14 protein-coding genes are annotated in these 22,284 nt (G+C 42.2%); 1 reads left to right on the forward strand and 13 read right to left on the reverse strand.

Translation table 11 applies throughout. The annotated features are described in order from the left end of the window. Positions 1–28: 28 nt before the first annotated feature. The 7 genes from IEX62_RS03640 to IEX62_RS03670 all read right to left on the reverse strand — a co-directional run bounded on the left by IEX62_RS03640 (position 29) and on the right by IEX62_RS03670 (position 7,449). The gene (locus tag IEX62_RS03640; RefSeq protein ID WP_188774073.1) at positions 29–2,230 is read right to left on the reverse strand and encodes a glycosyltransferase; all 2,202 of its coding nucleotides are present in this window, start codon (positions 2,228–2,230) and stop codon (positions 29–31) included. After that, positions 2,230–3,288, reverse strand: coding sequence for a glycosyltransferase family 4 protein (locus tag IEX62_RS03645; protein WP_188774074.1), 1,059 nt, complete (start codon positions 3,286–3,288; stop codon positions 2,230–2,232). Before IEX62_RS03645 ends, IEX62_RS03640 begins: the two co-directional genes overlap by 1 nt. A 45-nt stretch (positions 3,289–3,333) precedes the next feature. Beyond that, positions 3,334–3,810, reverse strand: a complete 477-nt coding sequence (locus IEX62_RS03650) for a hypothetical protein (RefSeq protein WP_188774075.1) — start codon at positions 3,808–3,810, stop codon at positions 3,334–3,336. Between the two features lie 88 nt (positions 3,811–3,898). After that, positions 3,899–4,972, reverse strand: a complete 1,074-nt coding sequence (locus IEX62_RS03655; RefSeq protein WP_188774076.1) for a class I SAM-dependent methyltransferase — start codon at positions 4,970–4,972, stop codon at positions 3,899–3,901. 12 nt (positions 4,973–4,984) lie between these two features. Beyond that, positions 4,985–5,716 carry an ABC transporter ATP-binding protein gene (locus IEX62_RS03660; protein ID WP_229685603.1) on the reverse strand — a complete coding sequence of 244 codons (732 nt, stop codon included), beginning with the start codon at positions 5,714–5,716 and terminating at the stop codon, positions 4,985–4,987. Between the two features lie 13 nt (positions 5,717–5,729). Beyond that, a complete protein-coding gene (locus IEX62_RS03665; RefSeq protein ID WP_188774077.1) occupies positions 5,730–6,518 on the reverse strand; it encodes an ABC transporter permease in 789 nt (262 codons plus the stop codon). A 10-nt stretch (positions 6,519–6,528) separates the two neighbouring features. Then, positions 6,529–7,449: an NAD-dependent epimerase/dehydratase family protein gene (locus IEX62_RS03670; protein ID WP_188774078.1), complete on the reverse strand. Its 921-nt coding sequence runs from the start codon at positions 7,447–7,449 to the stop codon at positions 6,529–6,531. A gap of 111 nt (positions 7,450–7,560) precedes the next feature. On the opposite strand from IEX62_RS03670, the gene IEX62_RS03675 reads away from it, so the two are divergent. Further along, complete coding sequence (locus IEX62_RS03675) at positions 7,561–10,035, forward strand: O-antigen ligase family protein (protein ID WP_188774079.1); 2,475 nt, start codon at positions 7,561–7,563, stop codon at positions 10,033–10,035. 217 nt (positions 10,036–10,252) lie between these two features. Here IEX62_RS03675 and galU (IEX62_RS03680) read toward each other — a convergent pair whose 3' ends face one another. From galU (IEX62_RS03680) to uvrA, 6 genes are all read right to left on the reverse strand, one after another. Continuing rightward, positions 10,253–11,137: a UTP--glucose-1-phosphate uridylyltransferase GalU gene (galU, locus tag IEX62_RS03680; RefSeq protein WP_188774080.1), complete on the reverse strand. Its 885-nt coding sequence runs from the start codon at positions 11,135–11,137 to the stop codon at positions 10,253–10,255. Between the two features lie 327 nt (positions 11,138–11,464). Continuing rightward, a complete protein-coding gene (gene galU / locus IEX62_RS03685) occupies positions 11,465–12,349 on the reverse strand; it encodes a UTP--glucose-1-phosphate uridylyltransferase GalU (RefSeq protein ID WP_188774081.1) in 885 nt (294 codons plus the stop codon). A gap of 654 nt (positions 12,350–13,003) precedes the next feature. After that, positions 13,004–15,517 (reverse strand): U32 family peptidase, encoded by a 2,514-nt coding sequence (locus IEX62_RS03690; RefSeq protein WP_188774082.1) that lies wholly within the window; start codon positions 15,515–15,517, stop codon positions 13,004–13,006. A 425-nt stretch (positions 15,518–15,942) separates the two neighbouring features. Further along, positions 15,943–17,865: a copper amine oxidase N-terminal domain-containing protein gene (locus tag IEX62_RS03695; protein ID WP_188774083.1), complete on the reverse strand. Its 1,923-nt coding sequence runs from the start codon at positions 17,863–17,865 to the stop codon at positions 15,943–15,945. A gap of 62 nt (positions 17,866–17,927) precedes the next feature. Continuing rightward, complete coding sequence (locus IEX62_RS03700; RefSeq protein ID WP_250345294.1) at positions 17,928–19,070, reverse strand: S1C family serine protease; 1,143 nt, start codon at positions 19,068–19,070, stop codon at positions 17,928–17,930. A 298-nt stretch (positions 19,071–19,368) separates the two neighbouring features. Continuing rightward, positions 19,369–22,230, reverse strand: coding sequence for an excinuclease ABC subunit UvrA (gene uvrA / locus IEX62_RS03705; RefSeq protein ID WP_188774085.1), 2,862 nt, complete (start codon positions 22,228–22,230; stop codon positions 19,369–19,371). Between the last annotated feature and the right edge of the window lie 54 nt (positions 22,231–22,284).

Genomic DNA, 22,284 nt, shown 5'->3' on the forward strand with positions numbered 1-22,284 from the left:
AGAAACAGTACAATTTTCACTGAATTATTTATTTAAAAATTCTATGCAAACGTAGTTTGAATACAATACGAATTAAACGTTGTCCCCACTTAGAATTCGCAATTCTCATTAATTCTTGTTTTTGAGCTGTCGGATCAGTTACAGTAGAGTTTAAAGTGGCATTAGGGTAGGTATAGCCAACTGGAGGATAGCTCAAACTCGGATTGTTCCACAAATATCCTGGTCCATTAGCATCAATAAGGTTAAACAATTCTACACTGTGCTTATCATATAACTCCTTATGCTGATGAGACATATAATCTCTCAAATATAAAAGCATATCTGGATTAAATTGGCGGGACATAGAATCACTTCGAACTCTGTAGCGAACTAGTTTTTCAGGAATACTTATACCTACACAACCGTTCATGACCATCGACAGCCAGCCCGCATAGTCTTCTAATCCATATTCCATCTTATCCATATTTAAACCAAAGTTTAAGAATTCTTCTCTTCTTACGACTGCAAACGCCGAAAGCATATTAGCTCCTAAGAAATAAGGTAATTCTGTATTAAACGTAGGCCAAACAAAAGTCGAATTTTCAAAATATTGAAGCCAGCAATATACAAATGAGACATTTTTATAGCTATCGAGCAATTTAACAGACCGCTCATAAAAGGAGTTTTCTATTAGGTCGTCTGCATCAAGAAATGTAATATACTCACCTTTAGATTCTAGTGCTCCTACGTTACGAGCATTAGCTAAGCCTCCATTAGGGATATCAATAATACGAATCAACTCACTATGACGATATCTATTTAATACTTCTAAACTATATTCGTCATTCGTCCCATCGTTAACAATGATAATTTCAAAATTTTGATAATCATTTTTCAAAGCACTATCAAGCGTTTCTTCCAAATGTTTTCCGAGATTATAATAAGGAATAATAATAGACAATAGACCTTTTTCAGAAGTTATCTCCTTATGAATAGGTTTTTTAGGTACCTGTAAAAGTGTAGGGAATACTTCTTTAGGTGCTAATTTATGCTGAGCAATAACCTCTTTAAAGTAATTAATACGCATTTCTAGGTTAGCTTCTACATTACATAATTGTCTGATTCGTTCATGAGAATGTTGGCTTTTTGATATAAGGCTGGCCTGATCCATTTTGATATACTCAAGCAGTTTATTTTCAAAGTCTCCTTCTTTGCCCCAATCAAAAATAAGTCCTGCTTTTTGTTCTTCCCCAACCATCTCAGCTTGTCCACCAGACTTAGATACCAGCATTGGAGCTCCTAACCACATAGATGTCAAACAAGAATAGGGAAAGTTCTCATATAAAGAAGGAATAATCACAGCTTTAGCTTTTAAGATCTCAGGATTCAAATCTTTAGGCGGAATAGCTGCTTTGAAAATCAATTTTCCTTGATCTATATATTTTTTATACCTTTCTTGCAAAAACTCTCCAAGGTTTCTTGCTCTTGGATGGAAATATGTATCCCCACCGATGAGTTTTAATTTGAATTCATAACCTTGATCCCACAATCTTGCTGCACCTTTAATCATTTGCTGTACACCTTTACGATATTCGCTGCGACCAAAGTATAAGAATGTGTTATCATCAAAATTTCTTGTATATCCTTCTTGATAATCATCAAGCTCATAAGGAAGATTGATGACCCGAATTTGATTATTAGGAGAAATATGCTGGATTTGATCTTTGAGAAATTGACTTGGCGATAATAAAGCATCTGCCGCAACCATACAAAACTTCTCCATCTGACCGATCCAATAATTTGGAAATTTGAATCGTGGTGCCTGGTTCACTTTATCCAGTTCGAACGTAGGTGTATGCAAATGCATAACGATAGGAATATCTTTCAATGATGGTTCATGTTGCCATTTTTTCAACATTAAGTAGTAACCAATAGCATTATAGTCCTGAACTTCAATAATGTCTGGTTTTTCTTCTGTTGTATTTATTAAATGAATAACTTCTTCTGCGTACTGATAAGATAGTGCAGTCCAATAGCCCAAAGTTTCGTATACAGAACCCTGCATATGCAAAAACCGATAGATTTCCAAATTTGGATTTACCGTCTCTGTCATTGTTTCTTTAGCGTCACGTACAATTACTTTCACCTTATGACCTGCTTCAGCCATCATTCTTGCTGCATTATCTACATACATACCAATTCCACCGCCATAATCGGGCGGAAACTCACTTGTTAAAAACCAAATATTCATTAATATACTCTCTCCGTTTGATCAATTTTATTTGCAGTAATAGCATTTATATAATATTTGAATTTTTGAGCTTGTTTTTCCCAATGCCAATTTTTAATTTGAGTCAAATTTTCCTTAGAAAGCTCTTCTAATATATTTCTGTTATCCAATATAAAATATATCAATGTTTGCAATTCGGCCGGATTTCGTTCAGATAAAATAAACTGTTTTTGTTTATTTCCAAATACTTGATTTACGATACCTACATCAGTAGAAATGACTGGAACTCCACAAGCCATTGCTTCCAAAACAGGATTAGGCGTTCCTTCTATTTTTGATACACATACCAGTACATCAATTTCGGAATAGTACTTCACCATATCTTCATGAGATATAAAGCGTTCATTTTTATCAGCATAAAAACCAATAACTTTTCCATCTGTTGCAACCTGTAATTCATCAATGGCGGGCTTTAAAATAGAATGAAATCCTTTAAAATCCTCTCCTAAATTTTGGCCCCACTTACTGTTTCCGACCCATCCTACTTTCAGTGTGCGTTCTTCATTCTTCAATCGTTCAATATGAAGGGGATAAAATAGCTCTGGATCAACACCATCCTCAACAATTCCAACAGGATTAGGATATTGTTGAATATTAGAATAGATATGATATAACTTTTCTGAAGACACATAATATTGAAACCGATCAAAAACATATTTTCGTTCCATGATTTCTTTCGGTGTTAGGAAAAGATGATCATACACTGCAGTGGATAAAATTTTATTGAAATAATATTCTTCAAAAAACTGTGAGGCTGTGACGGGGAGTGATCCAAAATAAGCAGTATAATTTTCTTCATTAATCAGGGCAATACAATCACGCCAGAAGAAATGTAGCACATCGCAATCTTTTACTCTAAATAGCAATTTCACTCCATTCCAGTCACATTCTTCTAAGCTAATCATAGTGAAATCGAAGTCATCGCTTAAATGCTTTCTTAATTGACGAGCAATATTACCTAGAGCCCAGTTGTTAACATCTGTTATTAATGCAATCTTGATTTTTCCACTTGTTGTCAAGATGAAACCTCCTTATAATCAAGTCTTGCACTGTAAATATGGAGATTACTTTCCCCTAAGCTTGTTAAATACGGCACGCAAAGGAGAAGTTATTTTCCAACTGGATGAGTTTAACAAACTCATAATCGTTGCTTCTTTTTCTAAAATGATCCGCTGATAATTTTCAATTTCATTATGCAATTTTCTATTCTCATTTCGTGATTCTTCTAACTGTGCATGTATTGTATCCATTCGGTTAAAAGCCACTTCAACTCGATTATGCGCGATTTCCAATTTTCTCCGCAACATCTTCAACTCTTGTTGAGCAGAGGCTTCTGTAACCCCACCATTGTCTTTAATATACTGTAGCAAGTGAAGCAGTATTTCTTGGTCTCTAAATTTCTCAATAGCCTCATTTTCTCTGAACAAAATCTCAAGATTTTTTCTCAAAAACTTATTTTCTTCTTCCATTCCTTGCAGTTTGTTTGCTTCACTTTCTCTTTCTTCCCCCGATAAATTATTCCTACCCAATTTTGTTTCCATGTTACCCACTCCCCTTAAAAACTTAGCCTTTATTATAAAATATATACATTATCTATTGTTAATCGAATAAAGTCACCCTTTATATTGCTTACTTTAAGTTTCTCATTATTTTTCTTAAAGGACTTGTTATTTTCCAGCTCTTCGAGCTTAAAATAGTCTCAAGTTCTTTGGTTTTAGTCTCATTTACGCGAATCAAATGTTCGATATCAGACTCTAGTTGCTTAATTTTATCTTGATGCTCTAATAAAGAGCTAGTTAAATGTTTGCTTTGTTCTGTTGCATCTTTAAGAAGTTCCTGAGAGTGCAGGTTATTTTTGTTTTCCAGATTGCTAGCAGATTGTAACCGCTCTACTTCACCTCTTAAATACAATACAGCTTTATAATCTGTATGATCCATAGATGTAGGGTGTACAGACAAAGAATTTTTAACTTGTTTATCTTCTCCATAATTCCAAACCCCTAAAAAATATGAACAATTTTCTGGAGTAGGATTAACAGTAGCTGGAAGAAGCAGTGAAATAGGTTCTTGATCCATTTCAAACATTGTAACCATAGATTTATCTTCCTCATTTATGAGATTAGAATTTAAATCAATGTTGCAAAAACCTGAAATAGGCAATCCTAACATGTAGTTCGTTGATGAACCAAGAATATTCTCTGTTAACATTTTAAATTCGTCAAATGTATATTTTCTTATATGATAAGGATTAGATTGTTCAGGAGATGGATAATACCAGTGATCGTTAGGACATGAGATAAAAATCATACCATTGGGAGTGGATAATCTTTTTAACTCTTGTAAAAATTGTTGGGATTTTTCGATATGCTCTATTGTTTCAAAAGAAACAATTAAATCAAAACGATCTGCAGCCCAACCACTCATAACTTCATCTGCTTCTCCACAAATAAATGTAATGTTAGAAGCCGAAAAATGAAGCTTAGCCGATTCAATTGCCTTTTGAGAAATATCCACTCCAATTACTTCTTCTGCTCCCCAATAATGAGCCATTGCATAAGAGCCATATCCTTCGCCGCAAGCAATATCCAGCACTCGCTTTCCTTTGCACAATTCACGCACAGCTTGATATCGACCCATATGAATTGCAGACTCTATAGCGCTGTATGCCTTTGAGTTATCAAATTCTAATCTTTCAATGAACAAAGTATTACCTCCTTAATCATTTAAATATTTTTTTAACACGGTTGCTGTTTCTCCTACTTCAATCAATTTACCTTTTTCTAAATAAGCGACTCTGTTGCACAATTGTTTGATTTGATGCGTACTATGAGACACCATAATGATAGTAACTCCATTATCAATCATACTTGAAATTTTCTTGATACATTTTTCTTGGAATTTAAAGTCTCCTACGGATAAAATCTCATCCACAATCAAGATGTCAGGCTCAACAATTGTTGAAATAGCAAATGCAATTCGTGCTACCATACCAGATGAGTAATTTTTTAATGGAACGTCTAAAAAATCCTGCATTTCAGAAAATTCTACAATCTCATTAAATTTACTATTTAGAAATTCTTTGTTATAGCCTAATACAGAGCCGTTCAGATATATATTTTCTCTGGCTGTCAACTCCATATCAAAACCAGCACCCAATTCGATAAGTGGTGCTATTACACCCTCTGCTTTAACAGCTCCTTTAGTTGGCTTGTAAATACCTGCTATCAGTTTTAGTAACGTGCTTTTACCTGCTCCATTTAAGCCGACTAATCCAAATACTTCGCCTTTTTTGATCGAGAACGACACTTCATCAAGCGCCCAGAATTCTTGATATTTAATCTCGTTTTTCAAAAATTTAATTAGAAATTCTTTTAAACCATCAATACGCTCAGTTTGCAAATTAAACTTCATTGAAACATTACTTACTTCTACTGCATACTTTTCCAAGGTTTCACCAACTTTAAATGTATAATACGAACTTATCTTGCTTTTTATAAAAAACGAATAATCCGATTAATAACGTTACTACACAACAAACTAATAGATAAATATGCTGACCAAGGGTAGGAACAGTATTATAAAGTAGAAATTGTCTAAGCATATAGATCATTTGATAAAGAGGATTATATTCAATAATACTTCTTACATTATCCGGCAAAATATCAATAGGATAAAAAATAGGAGTCAAATAATTTACTGCTGTAATTAAAATTCCGTAAAGATGAGCCATATCTCTAAAAAATACAGCTACACAAGACATAATTAATCCAATACCAAAAGAGAATATAAAAATATAAATAACTGGAATAAATAAAAATATAATTCTCCAATGAAAATCTGCATGTGTAACTAACATCACAATAAATGTTGCGATGAAAGAGAAACCCAAATTCACTAATGAGAAAACAAGTTTTGATCCAGGAAACATATATTTAGGAATATACACTTTCCTAATTAAAGAAGAATTAGTATAGATTGAATTCATAGCCAAGTTAGTAGATTCAGCAAAAAATTGAAACATGATCGAACCGCATAAGAAATATACTGGGAAGTTAGGAATATTGGATTTAAATAAAGTAGAGAAAACAATAGTTAGAATCACCATCGTTAATAATGGACTCAAGATAGTCCATAATATCCCTAATACTGATCTTTTGTATTTAACTTTAATATCGCGTACGACAAGTTCTTTTAAAAGAAAGCGATACTTTAAAAAGTTATGAGTGTATCTTTTAATTGAAAAATTCATACTATTCTCCTCATTTACTTAAACATTTATTATATTCTATCGTTTCACTCAAACCTGATTCCAAATTAAATGATGGAGACCAGCCTAATAGACGCCCAGCTTCCTCATTAGCTAAACAACTTTCCTGAATATCTCCTGCTCGCTTATCACAATAGATCACTTCTTTAGGATAATCCGTCAATCTTTTGATTGTAATAAACAAATCATTCAACGAAATTTTTTGATTCGTACTAATGTTCACAATAATATTAGTCTGTATATCTAGTGCAGCCAAATTAGCAGTAACAATATCTTTAACAAAAATAAAATCTCTTGTTTGAGACCCATCGCCGAAAATTTTAACATCATTATTAGCTAACATTTGATCTACAAAAATAGAAATGACTCCGCCTTCACCTTCAGATGATTGACGAGGACCATAAGCATTAGAATATCTTAAAACAGCATAGTCTATATTATACAAGTCAGAGTACGTCTTGATATACATTTCAGGAGTGAATTTAGAAATTCCATAAAACGAGATCGGCGTAATTGGATGAGATTCATCTATTGGGCTATATTGTGGTACACCATAAACAGCAGCTGAAGAGGAATAAACTATTTTTTTCACACCGCTACGTCTGCAACACTCTAAAAGGTTTACACATCCACCAATGTTATATTGCTGATCTAAAATTGGATTTTCTAAAGATCGATTTACATCAACCTGAGCAGCCAAATGAAAGACCACTTCTGGTTGGAAGTCCGTAAAAACGTCCTGCAACTGATCACTTACAATGTCTATATGGTAAAATTTTGCCTGCTCGTTAAGATTTACAGACTTTCCAGTGGATAAATTATCCACTATCGCTACTTCATTCCCTTGAAGCAGTAACTCATCCACAATATGCGAGCCAATAAAGCCTGCTCCTCCTGTTACTAATATTTTCATTGATACTTAACTCCTTTATTTATTTTATTAACAGCATTTTTAAGAGTTAGTGCCACCATAAAAAATATGCTAAAATGTCCTAGTACCTCTTACGAAAAGGAGTTTAAAACATTGGCTAATCCAGTATACGGCAAACAGTTTAAAGCGTCCACCGAGGACGGAAAACGAAATGGCATGTTCTGGGTCGTTAACATCTGTCTTATTTTATTTCTGTTGTGGACCCCATTTCAAATTGCATTATTTAATGGTTTGAGCTTTACGTTTGAAAAAGTGATTTTCTGGGCGGTGCTGCTGTCCGGTGTACTTGTCATTTTAGGAATGATCTATTTTTACAAGCAGGTAAAATTGGACGACCAGCGGGATATGATCTCACTATTGATCATTTTGCTGCCCATCTCGTACATGATTTCCATGTTTGGTGCCGCCTCTTGGCATTATGCCGTAAATATGGTGCTAATTCAATGGATGTACGCATTTATTTTCATCCTGGGCGCCTATATGCTACGAGATCGTCTGTCTAACCGAATCATTCAAATGACGATTATGGGCTCTGCCTACCTTATTATTATGTTTGGCTTTATTAACTGGTTTGGACAGGCTCCACTGGGTGGCAAGCTTGTAGGCTGGTTCGCAAGCGGCGTACAAAACGGCATCTATACCGATGCTGTGATGAGTGACTCCAACGGCTGGCGTCTAACCTCGGTATTCCAGTATGCGAATACATATGCAGCTTTCTTGATGGCTATGCTGTTTGCGGGCTTATTCAATGTGAGCCGTCTGAAAAAGTGGTATGACCACCTGCTGCATGGCTTTATGCTAGTACCGATCATTCTGTCACTGATTTTGACATTGTCTCGTGGTGGTCTGGTTGTACTGCCGTTCGTGCTGCTTGTACTGCTGCTGATGCTACGTCCGGCACAGCAAATTTTGTGGATCATCTATATGGTGATTGCAGGCGCGGCTACGGCGATCATCTTGAATCCAGTGACGAATATTGGTTTACAAATGATTGCCAAGTATGATGGTGTGACAGCTGCTAAGGGCTGGGGATATGTACTGATCACTTCGCTGATCGTCGGTCTGCTGGCGATGGCGATCGGACGCTTCGTCGCTCCGAAGCTCGAAGACAAAACCGAAGGCTGGGGCGCACGTCGCTTTGCGAGTGTATGGTTACCGATTGGCTCGGCTGTACTGGGTGGCGTTATTTTAGTGTTGCTGATTGCAACGAACCTGCGTAATCTGCTGCCAGCTAACATCCGTGTGCGTTTTGAAAATATTAACTTCCAGCAAAGTAGTGTATTGGAGCGTTTCACGTTCTACCGTGATGCTCTGAAGCTGTTCCGTGATTATCCGTTCTTTGGCGGTGGCGGTGGCGCATGGGGTGCTTCCTTTGAAGCGTATCAGAACAACCCTTATGTCAGCCGTCAGGTCCACAACTTCTTCTTCCAGTACCTGGTTGAGGTTGGTGCGATCGGCTTTATTATTTTCATTCTGTTTATCGGGTTTATTTTCTACAAATATATTCGTGGCTATATCAAATCAGAACGTGAAGCGCGTGAAGGACATTTCCTGTACTTCATCATTGCAGTTTCGATTCTGATGCACAGCTTGCTCGACTTCAACTTGAGTTATGCATACATGGGCATTCTGGTTTTCCTTGGTCTCGGCGGTATGACCGCTGCGATGGATGCACAGCCGCTCAAATATTTGAAGCTTCAAGCAGGTCTGATGCGTGGTATTTATATAACACTGATTGGTCTGGCTGCATTGATCATCTCCTTCACATCCTTGCGCTTTTCACAGGCAGCGGGGGATGTTGTAAAGGTTGCAGAGCTAGCAAGTAGCAAGAATGCTACTTACGAACAATATCGTACGTTGCTGGATGATGTGCTATCGATTCGTAGTACGTATCCAGAGGCTGTCGTATACTTGAGTTCACTGCTGACACAAGGGTATCAGCAAACGAAAAATGAGCAATTTTACAATGAAGATCTTGCTCTGCTAAATAAAGCGCATGATCGTGAGCCTTACAATAAGGACATTGTTAAGCAAATGATCACACTGTATCAGGTTCATGGTGAAAGCGATAAAGCATTCGCTTTACTCGTAGATAGTACTCCGAAATACAAATGGGATATTAGCTGGTATGAAGGTGTCATTGCACAGGCATATGTTCTGGGTAATCAGGCTTACCAGAGCAAGGATACTGCGGCAGAACAGAAGTATTTCCAAGCAGGTCTGAATGCATATCAGCAGGTGCTGGACGGTATTCAGTATCTGACTACATTGCCAGAAGGTCAGTTACAGGGTCGTGAATTCGACGTTACTCCTAAAATTGCACTTGGTGTAGGTGAAATCTATCTGATGCAAGGTGAAACCGCCCAAGCCGTAGATGTACTGAAAAAAGGTGTACGTGATGATCTGAGCGATGCAACGAACAAACAGGCAGCAATCTACTATCTGGCTGCACTGAAACAAGAAGGTCAGGCTGACAAGGCTGTCTATGACAAAGTGATTGCAGCTGATCCTAAAGCGAAAGAACAGATCGATGCGATTGCTAGCCAGAAGTATACGGCAACAAAGTAATCGATGATCAAGCTGGTTCTGGATGCTTATCTGAATGTAGGATAAGTGATCTGTTCGATACACCAATACATGAGCAACGAATGATCTAAAGTAGATGATTCAGAATGTAATACTCAATGTAATAAGTAACAAAAAGCCGTGCGCTTCCTTAGAAATAAGGAAATGCACGGCTTTTTTAATTGAGAGCTACATATCGAGCTGTTATATAGAGTCTTGTTTATTTCTTATCCTCTTCCGCCAGCACTTCGCGCAGATACGTTAGCGTCGAATCACGTAGCTCTGGATGCTTGAGCGCATAATGTACTGTCGTTTGAATAAACCCGCTCTTCTCGCCTACATCATGACGTAGTCCTTCAAACTGATACGCCAGAATGTCCTGAGATTCGCCCAGCTTGGAGATCGCATCGGTCAGCTGGATCTCGCCCCCTGCTCCTGCATCCTGGCTACCCAGAACATCAAAGATTTCTGGCGTGAGGATATAACGTCCCATGATCGCAAGATTGGACGGTGCTTCTTCGCGTGGTGGCTTCTCGACCAATCCGGTTGCTTTGTATAGACGATCCGAATCTGTCATCGATTCCGCCGCGACCAGACCGTAACGGGATACGTGTTCCCACGGTACTTCTTTCACACCGACTACAGATGCTTCATGCTCTTCATACACATCCATCATCTGCTTCAGACAAGGCACATCCGATTCGACGATATCATCACCGAGCAGTACTGCAAATGGCTCGTCACCGATGAACTTACGTGCGCACCAGATCGCGTGTCCCAGACCTTTCGGTTCTTTTTGACGGATATAGTGAATGTCTGCCATTTCGGATGGCTGACGTACCGCATCCAGCAGCTTCCACTTTTCTTTTTCAGTTAAGTTATGCTCTAACTCGAACGAGTAATCAAAATGATCCTCAATCGCACGTTTGCCTTTACCTGTAACAATGATGATATCTTCAATACCCGATGCTACAGCCTCTTCAATTATGTATTGAATGGTTGGCTTATCCACAATCGGTAGCATTTCTTTTGGCATCGCTTTGGTTGCTGGTAGGAAGCGGGTTCCGAGTCCAGCGGCGGGAATAATCGCTTTACGTATTTTCATAAGTATCCTTTCTACAAATCGTTAATATTCATATAATGCATTAAATATACTATATTTTTTGTTGATTCTGCATCTTTATATGTGTAAATAACTAACTCCTACGTAAAATGCTAATTATAGTAAGCCCTTATTTTGCATATAAAAATAAAAAGCATATCTATAGAGGCGGAATATGTGCCCCTATAGACATGCTCTTTTTATAAATTAAACTCATTGAAATCGAATATAGTTGTGTACATAATAAAGGCATTTAAATTGTAGATATCATTCAGTATTACTTCTATCATCCATATCCTAAATGATATCTCTACTACAATGTTGCGCTATTTATTTCTTATCCTCTTCTGCCAGCACTTCACGCAGATATTCCAGCGTCGAATCACGCAGCTCCGGGTGCTTGAGCGCATAATGTACTGTCGTTTGAATAAACCCGCTCTTCTCCCCTACATCATGACGCAGTCCTTCAAACTGATACGCCAGAATGTCCTGAGATTCGCCCAGCTTGGAGATCGCATCGGTCAGCTGGATTTCGCCCCCTGCTCCTGCATCCTGGCTACCCAGAATATCGAAGATTTCTGGCGTGAGGATGTAGCGTCCCATGATCGCCAGATTGGACGGTGCTTCTTCGCGTGGTGGCTTCTCGACCAATCCGGTTGCTTTGTATAGACGATCCGAATCTGGCATCGATTCGGCAGCAACCAGACCATAACGGGATACGTGTTCCCACGGTACTTCTTTGACACCGACTACAGATGCTTCATGCTCTTCATACACATCCATCATCTGCTTCAGACAAGGCACATCCGATTCGACGATATCATCACCGAGCAGTACTGCAAATGGCTCATCACCGATGAATTTACGCGCGCACCAGATCGCATGTCCCAGACCTTTCGGTTCTTTTTGACGGATATAGTGAATGTCTGCCATTTCAGATGGCTGACGTACCGCATCCAGTAGCTTCCACTTTTCTTTTTCCTCCAGATTTTGCTCCAGCTCAAACGAATAGTCAAAGTGATCCTCAATCGCACGTTTGCCTTTACCTGTAACGATGATGATATCCTCGATACCGGATGAAACGGCTTCTTCGATAATATATTGAATGGTTGGCTTATCTACAATCGGTAGCATTTCTTTCGGCATCGCTTTAGTTGCTGGCAGGAAACGGGTTCCGAGTCCAGCGGCGGGAATAATCGCTTTACGTATTTTCATGGCATTGATTCCTCCATTTTCTAATATGAATACGTGTATTGTGTTGTACGTGATGGGGCTGTCTCATGGTCATATGTATAACCGGGCATGAGGCAGTGTTCCATTAGCCTGCATACGGCCACGATATATTTTAACCAATAATGAATCAATTTACCCAGCAAAACGATGTCAGATTTTAGGAAAGCGAATACATCTCTAATTAGATGAAGTAACGTGAATATGTACATAGCGTGACATGACCTTTCCTAATTAGCTGCACGGTGTAAACCTAAACTCGTATATACAGTAGTTGAAGCATCATAGCCTAAGTTTAAGTCTCACCCCAATACATATAAAAAAATCCCTTCCAGTAGCGCGCGTATGAGGACGATATACACTATCCTCATTTGTCACGTTGCACCGGAAGGGACCCTGTAGGGGAATATTAAAAAAAGCTTGTATCATTCTTTGCGTATAGTGTAGATGATCATGAGCTAACGTTAACGTCGTTCGCTCAGAGTTCAGGATTATACCGTTTTCTAAACTGCCACTGCCAATATCGAGCAGCATGAAAGTTTCTATACATCTAGCCCATGATCAGAGCATTATCTAAACCGTGCTTTATATCCAGTCATGTCGTTAGACGTTGCAAGATAGTCATTACAAGCTCCAGTCTTACTTCACCAGTTGACCACGAGTAACGCCAAGCTGGTTCGTTGCTTTGAGTGTTTTCCAGACCTGTGTACCGCTGATCTCACCGTGCAGTGCCTGACTGTACAGCTCGATAACTTTACGTACCTGCTCTGGCGTTTCTTCCAGGAACTCAATGCGATAGCTTGGAACGCCCAGCTCCAAGAAGTTGTTCAGGTATTCCGCACCGGATTGCTCGATCGCGTTATACACCGTGTTACGGCAGCCTTCATCGACACGTACCGGGTGAGACATACCGATGCGGTCTTGCAGAGAAACACGGCTGTCTTCACATGGACGACCACAGTTAGTGTAATCTGTACCTTCGCTCAGGAATGTGCAGTATACACAGTGCTCGGTATGGAACATCGGCATATGCTGATGAATCACGACTTCGAGCTTGTCGGTACGACTTCTGCCAAGCAGATCGACCATTTGCTGAATGTTCAGGTCATAAGATGGTGTAACCATATCCAGGCCGGCTTCCAGGAACAGATCGACAGTCTTGTGATTCGCTACGTTCAGGGAGAAGTCGCCGATCAGCTCAGGATGTGTCTCGTTCGGATGACTTTGACGACGTGCCAGATAGTAGTACAGTGCACCGGTATTACGCACGAGCACTGCATCTGGTTGTAGACGTAAAATGTTAGCATGATAGCCATTTTCGCCTGGCATATGAATGCGTGGTGTCGCCAGTGCGATCTTTTTGCCTGCTGCACGAACGGCTTCAACCGCTGCTGGGAATTGCTTGATGAATTCAAAGTCAGCATAGATCATGTCCACGTTGGCTTCCAGCGCAGCATGTACCTGATCCAGATTACGGCACAGTACCGTCAGCATCGCTTCGCTACCTTTTACCGATGGAGCAGCAGAAGCGATATCGTTCATCACCGAAATATCACGCTTGATATACACCGGTGGCTTTGGACGCTCACCTTCCAGCTGCTCAACAGCCTGACGACGAATCGCATTCAGCTCACGCATTGGAATAATGATATCGCCATGTAGTTGTGCATCCAGCTCATCCAGTTGGAAGATGGTACCGCCAAGACGACCAAATTGCTCTTGCAGCAGCTCGGCATTCATCGGACGCTTCGCTGCGATTTCCAGCTCCATCTCGGAATCTACACGGATTGTTACACCCTTTTGCACATCCGTCCAGTAGGTTACGAGCGGCTGGCCTGCATGACCGATCGCTTTGACATGAACCGGGAATACACGGTATGGCTTGTCTGTTTCATACGTTTGACGCATCCGCTTATCCAGTGCAGGGTCATTCGTTTTCCAGATTTTATCGCCAACATGCACACGCTTCAGGTTCACATCGTTACGTCCAGCTACGATATCTACGATCCAGGTCTCATCTGCTTCGCCTTCGAGCTTCACACCTTGACGGCGCAGATCGTATACACGACCGCCTTCTTCTTTTTGCGTTGGATCGCCAGCATCGAATACGATACCGTCACCGCGCTTGAGCGGAGCTTCCAGTCGGCAAACGACGCCGTCACGCAAAATCTTCTCTACACGTCCCAGATACACTCCACGGCTTTTCGGGAAGGTTCCATCTACGAGCTGCTTATTGTTCGTACCTTCCAGGAAGCCATGTGTGAAGCCGCGTGAGAAGCTTTGTTGCAGCTCGCGAATATCTTCATTGCTGATCGGTGTTGCATCACCGTCAAAATAACGATCGATCGCTTTGCGGTATTTGCTAACCACATTCGCTACATAGGTCGGTGATTTGAGACGACCTTCGATTTTGAAAGAGGTTACGCCTGCTTCGATCAGCTGTGGCATAATATCGATTGCTGCCAGGTCTTTTGGAGACAGCAGGTACGTTACATCACCCATAATTTTCTGTTCACCGTCTACGATCAGATCGTATGGCAAACGGCATGCCTGCGCACATTCACCACGGTTAGCAGAGCGTCCGCCCCACATTTCCGAAGTCAAGCATTGTCCGGAGTATGATACACACAATGCGCCGTGAACAAATACTTCCATCGGCAAACGTGCTTGCTCACCAATCTTTTGAATTTGCTTCAAATTGTTCTCGCGTCCCAGTACGACACGCTCCATATTAAATGGCTTCGTGAATTCTACCGCTTCCGGCGAAGTAATCGTCATTTGCGTCGAACCGTGGATTGGGAAATCCGGCGAAATTTCGCGGATCATTTTCACCAGACCAAGATCCTGTACGATCACCGCATCCACACCCGCATCCACGCAAGCATCGATCAGCTCACGCGCATCTTCCAGTTCATTTTCAAATACGAGAATGTTAAACGTCAAAAAGCCCTTTACCCCATAGCTATGCAAAAATGCCATAATCTCTGGCAATTCATCCATCCGAAAGTTATTCGCACGTGCACGTGCATTAAATTTTTCCACGCCAAAAAAGACTGCGTCCGCCCCATTCGCTACCGCCGCCCGCATGCAGTCCCAGTCGCCAGCTGGCGCTAGAAGCTCCACGTCCTGTCTTTGTAATACTGTATCCGTCATGTAGGTTAATTTCCTCCCGAATTGTCCCTGTTAAGGGCACTGCTATATTCACGGCCCATCGTCCGTTTTCATAATAAAATGGAATATCTGCGCAAAGGCAGCACATACGTCACACACTTTATAATGATTCTAATCCAGTGTACCAGACCTGTATGCTGGTATCTACCGTATCCTTTAAATTTGTATGAAAATTTACAGGCAATTTGCATTTGATTTGATCATATGAAGAAAGCTGACGATGCAGAAGGGATAACTTCTGTATCGTCAGCTTTTTGGCTTGACTCCGATGGCTTGAATGGTATGATTTGAACGATTTGGCTAGGATGGATCGTCAGAAATGCAGATTATGCGTACGAGTGAGTACGTATAGCTCGTAATAGCTCATACTAAGCAATACAGTATCATGTAGCCGTATGTCTATACGATTATTGACCGATCCATTGGAACGAAGACAGTACCTTCGCTACCTCTGCCTGATGCGTACTCGTATTGTTCGCATCGTTCACTTCATTGGTCAAAATAAAAGTGCGTTTGCCTTTAGTGAAAATAGTATAGCTGCCTGTGTACGGCGTTTCGCTATCCGCATACGTAGCAGTGAAGGTATACGCCGGTACCCCTGCGATTGTAGTTGCCTGTCCTTCAGACAAAACAGGCTTCACGCTACTGCTGGCAGATTGCAGTGTCGCCTTCGCATCGGCTACTGCTTTTTCCAGCGAGCTTGTATTTCGGATATTCACATTGAAGCTACCACCTGTGTAGTAGAACGATACGCTAGACGATGTGTAATCATTGCCATTATCTGTCCAGTAACGCGGTACCTGCAAGCTGTAATTATAGGTTGACGATGTACGCGTGATGGTCTTCGTACGATCGGTGGAATAATAATCTGCTGGCAGATGACCAAAATTGCTGGATAGCGTCTCAAAATCAACCTTCATAGATTTAGCAATCTGTTCAAATTGAGATTGAACCAGTGGATCATCGGAATGACCGCTGTATTCAAAGTAATAACGATAGTCGTCCTTTTGCAGTAATACTTCATACTCGGTAAACCACTGGTCATCATTGTAGCGATATTGCATCTCGTTCACGAGCGCTGCTTGACCATCAATCTGACGCTCCGTTGTGCTCACATAACGATAATGATCGGCAGCAAAGCTATCGCCAAACCAGGTACGGATATCCTTTGCCCAATCTTGTAGCGATTGTCCAGCCGGTACTCCGTATGCTCCGAACTTGGCATAAGCGCCGTCTTTGCTGGAAGCTTCGTTGGAATCATCGCTGATCGTCCAATCCGATGGCAGGTTGACCGAAATGCCGTAATCAGCATTTTCAAATGCCTGTCCTTCCTCCTCTGACTCGCTGCCCTCTGTCAGGTCTTCTGACTTGCTATCATTTGTATTAAAGGACATCTGGAACGAATCCAATAACGCATGATTATCTTTAAAATCTTTATACGTAAACGCTTCGGAATCGGCATACAGCACATAATACAGATTGCCATTGCCTGCATATAAACGTGTCTCGGACAGATAGCCTTCATCTGTTTTGCTGACTACACGAGCATACGTACCGTTTGCTCCATTCACGATCTGTTGATCCAGTACGGTATCACCGAGTACCTGTATATGGTTAAGCAGCTCATTCAGCAGATCATCCGGGTCTGGTTGCGTATAGACCGAGCTTGTAACCGTATCTGGCTGTACAACAACCTGTAGCAAATACGTACTTTCTTTATTCATAAAGTTCGATATCGTTGCGTCCGAGCTACCAAGATAGACGAGATCGTCTGGATATTTTACCGACCATTGGTACTTGCTGCTACCGACACGTGTTTTATCCGCATGCTCGCTTGCAGTATCACCGCTACCAGCTTGTGTTTCCGCAGAAGACAGTGTGATCACAATCTGCCCGGATACGACCTTCATTTTACCGCCGATCCCTTCCACGAGCGGACGAAGTGGAACCATCAGCGTACCACCGCGCATAACTGGTGCCGCAGGCAGAGCAATCTTTTTCCCGTTCACTGTTGCCGATTTGCTACCGATTGTCATCGCAATCGTATGCTTGCCGGAAATTAACTGAACGGTATTGTTCTCGTGCAGCTCAACTGTAGCGCCAAATGCACGCGAGAACAACCCGAGCTGAACCATCGTTGCGCCCGCCGCTTCATAAGGCTTAATGATCGTCTGCTTGTCGCCATTGATCGTAGCCGCCGTACTGCCTTTTTTAATTTTCAGCTCCAGCATCTCAGCTGCCGAAGCAAAGCCTGCTCCAGCATAAGCTGTTGTGGCGGTCATTACCGCAGTCAGCATCCCTGTCGCAGTAATACGCATCCATTTATTCATTTCAGTTCCTCATTTCTATAGTCAAAAGTGGATGTTGCGGAATGGAAGTGAAACGCTGATGATTATTCTCCGCCAGCTTCTTCGTCAGTGGATACGACAGCATCCGTTGTCTGGGATTGGGTAAGCTGAACGGTACGCGTCACAATATCACCCGCCGATTGCATCATAAGCTTCACCTTATCGCCCGGCTTGTAGGAACGGAATAGCTCATTCAGGTCTACTACAGTGTGTACACGCGTGCCGTTCACGCTATACAGAATATCGCCTTCCTTGATGCCTGCCTTTTTCGCACCTGCGGAATGAACCGCAGCGACAGTGAGTGCATCATTCGTTGGTAGTCCGATCAGTGCATCATCGCTTTCTTTTAGCTCCAGTCCGATCGATGCGCGGCGTACTTCTCCATAAGCGAATAATTGTTTGATGATATATTGTACGGTATCTGCCGGAATCGTAAATCCAAGATTATCGACACCTACCGCTTCGTATTTCATTGTGTTAATGCCTACTACTTTTCCGTCCATATTGATCAGCGGTCCACCACTGTTTCCCGGGTTGATCGCCGCATCGGTTTGCAGCAGGTAGTAGGACGCATCTACAGCACGGTTCACACCGCTAATGATGCCTGATGTAGCTGTATTACGTAGCGACAGAGACAGCGGAGTACCGATCGCGATTACCTGCTCGCCTACCTCAGGCTTTTGAGACGAGGATACAAAAGAGGCTGTTTTCAAGCCAGTAGCATTGATTTTAACGAGCGCCAGATCGCTGACGGTATCGCTGTAAAATTCCTGCACGATATACGTCTTGTTATGTCCGCTCGCATCGGATGTGATTACCTTTGCTCCATCCTCCATGTTAGCGATAACATGAGCATTGGTTACAATCCAGCCATCCTTGGAGATGATCACGCCTGAGCCAAAAGCAATACCTGGATCATCCGGATTGTACTGCGAATCATCGCCACTTGCAGCGCTTTCTGCCATATAAGCTTCTTTTGTAGGTACACCAACAATCCCTACAACCGAAGGTGAGATGCGGGCAATGACTTTTGTGTAGCCGGCACTGGTTGAGGACGCACGCAAATGCGGTGCAGTATATGTATAGCCGGATGCTGCTGCCGAAGCAAAGGTAGCTAGAGGTACAGAGCCAATTAAAGTGACGCCGGCGATAACAAGTGCGGTTACGGGGATATGGAGTTTTTTCAAATTCATCCAGCCTTTCTGTAGTTGCTTGCTTATCTATTATTCATCCTGAATCAGGATCCAAACCGATGTAGACGTAAAACTGCACACTGACGCGATTCTGTAAAAACTTGTATTTCAAATGTAACATATATGCTAGATCGCTAACAATCTGCTGGATGTACTCAAATGGATACAGTTTTGACACTATTGGTAGCTCTTACATTGGCAATTATTCATTATGTAAACCCGAAGTGATCCCTTTGACGCGATCGATCACTTCGGGCACTCATTTAAATGCTATCGGGTCTGCTATAGACGATTATACCTGACTACTTTCAAGCTCACGACTACGCACCGTATCGCGTTCCAATACCGGCTTCAAATAACGACCAGTGTAGGAATTCTCCACACCTGCGATATGCTCTGGTGAGCCGGATGCTAGAATCGTTCCACCGCCGCTACCGCCTTCTGGCCCAAGGTCGATCAGATAGTCGGCTGTTTTGATCACATCCAGATTGTGCTCGATAACGAGAACCGATTCACCGGAATCAACCAGACGCTGCAACACTTGCAGCAGACGCGCAATATCATCCACATGCAAGCCAGTTGTTGGCTCATCCAAAATGTACATCGTCTTCCCTGTACTGCGACGATGCAGCTCAGAAGCCAGCTTCACACGCTGCGCCTCACCACCGGACAATGTTGTTGCCGGTTGACCGAGCTTCACATAGCCAAGACCTACATCAAGCAGCGTTTGCAGCTTGCGATGAATACGAGGCATGTTTTGGAAAAATTCAACTGCATCCTCAATCGTCATATCGAGTACATCAGCGATCGTACGATTTTTATATTTTACTTCCAGTGTCTCACGGTTATAGCGTTGACCTTTACAGATTTCGCAAGGTACATACACGTCCGGTAAGAAGTGCATCTCGATCTTGATAATACCGTCACCACGGCAGGCTTCACAGCGTCCACCCTTAATATTGAAGCTGAAGCGCCCTTTTTTGTAGCCGCGTACTTTGGCTTCATTCGTCTGAGCGAACAAATCACGGATATCATCGAATACACCGGTATAGGTTGCCGGATTGGAACGTGGTGTACGCCCGATTGGCGATTGGTCGATATCGATGACCTTGTCGATATGCTCCAGACCGCGAATCTCACGGTATTGTCCTGGAATCACGCGTGCTTTGTTCAGATCACGAGCCAGCGTTTTGTATAAAATTTCATTTACCAGCGTCGACTTACCGGAGCCGGATACACCGGTTACAGCTGTAAACAGACCGATTGGAATCTTCACATTCACGTTTTTGAGGTTATTTTCCTTTGCGCCGCGTATTTCGAGCCAGCGCTCACCAGGCTGACGACGCTCTAGCGGTACCGGAATGAACTTACGTCCGCTCAAATATTGTCCGGTCAGTGAGTCCGGATGATCCATCACTTCGGCTGGTGTACCGGCTGCAATGACCTGTCCACCATGAATGCCCGCACCCGGGCCAATATCGATAATATGATCCGCAGCCATCATCGTATCCTCGTCATGCTCTACGACGATCAATGTATTGCCCAGATCACGCATATGCTCCAGCGTCTTGATCAGACGATCATTGTCACGTTGATGCAGACCGATACTCGGTTCATCCAAAATGTACAATACGCCTGTCAGACTGGAACCGATCTGTGTTGCCAGACGAATACGCTGCGCTTCACCACCGGACAATGTACCTGCTGCACGCGCCATCGTCAGATAATCCAGACCGACATTGACGAGGAAGCCAAGACGACTGACGATCTCTTTGAGGATCAGACGAGCAATGCTGAATTCCTTTTCGCTCAATTGGATATTTTGGAAGAAATGAAGCGCATCATGAATCGGCAGCTCTGTCGTATCGGAAATATTTTTACCATCAACGCTTACTGCTAGAATTTCGCGTTTCAGACGCTTGCCTTTACATACCGGGCATGGCTTCGCACTCATATAGCCTTCGATATATTCGCGCATACTGTCTGATGACGTATCCTTATAACGACGCTCCAGATTAGGAATAATTCCTTCGAATACAACCTGAGCTTCTTTAATTCGTCCAAAGTCACTTTCATAGCGGAAACGAATCTTTTGTCCATCAGAGCCATTCAGGATCAAATTCATCTGATCGGCTGTCAATTCGGATACAGGAATATCCATCGGAATTTTATAATGCTCGCAGACAGATTTGAGGAATTGTGGATAGTAATTCGATAGACCACCGCTCCACGCCTGAAAAGCACCTTCTTCAATCGTTTTACTTTTGTCAGGAATGAGCAGATCCGGGTCAACGACCATCCGAATCCCGAGACCATCACATTCCGGGCAAGCACCGAATGGACTGTTAAATGAGAACATACGTGGTGACAGCTCTTCAATGCTGAATCCACAGATCGGGCAGGCAAAATTCGAGCTAAAGCGTAGCTCCTCCTGACCGATAATGTCGACCAGTAATTGGCCACCCGACATTTTCAGTGCCATCTCGATCGAATCGGCAAGACGTGCTGTAACATCTTCCTTGATCACGATCCGGTCAACGACGACCTCGATCGTATGCTTTTTATTTTTCTCCAGCTGGATATCCTCAGACAGATCGCGCAGTTCACCATCGACGCGAACCCGTACAAAGCCCTGCTTGGAAATCTCGGCAAATACACTTTTGTGCTCGCCTTTACGACCGGAAATGATAGGCGCCAGAATCTGTAGACGAGTACGCTCTGGATATTCCATAATCCGATCGACCATTTGCTCTACGGTCTGAGACGTGATTTCAACGCCATGATCTGGACAATGTGGATGTCCTACACGTGCAAATAAGAGACGCAGGTAATCATAAATTTCCGTTACCGTACCGACAGTAGAACGCGGGTTACGGCTTGTTGTTTTCTGGTCAATGGAAATCGCTGGCGATAATCCATCAATCGAATCCACATCCGGCTTGTCCATTTGACCGAGGAACTGTCGTGCATAGGCAGACAGCGATTCTACGTAACGGCGCTGTCCTTCCGCATAGATCGTGTCAAACGCGAGCGAGGACTTGCCCGATCCGCTCAAACCGGTTAATACGACAAAGCTGTCGCGCGGAATCTGAATATCGATATTTTTAAGATTGTGCGCGCGGGCACCCTTGATCTCAATAAATTTGTTCAGCAAAGCTCCAACCTCCAACTCCGGTGCTTCCGGAAGAATCAATATGCGAATCTACAT

The sequence above is a fragment of the Paenibacillus hunanensis genome, from assembly GCF_014645615.1.
GTDB classification, from domain to species: domain Bacteria; phylum Bacillota; class Bacilli; order Paenibacillales; family Paenibacillaceae; genus Saccharibacillus; species Saccharibacillus hunanensis.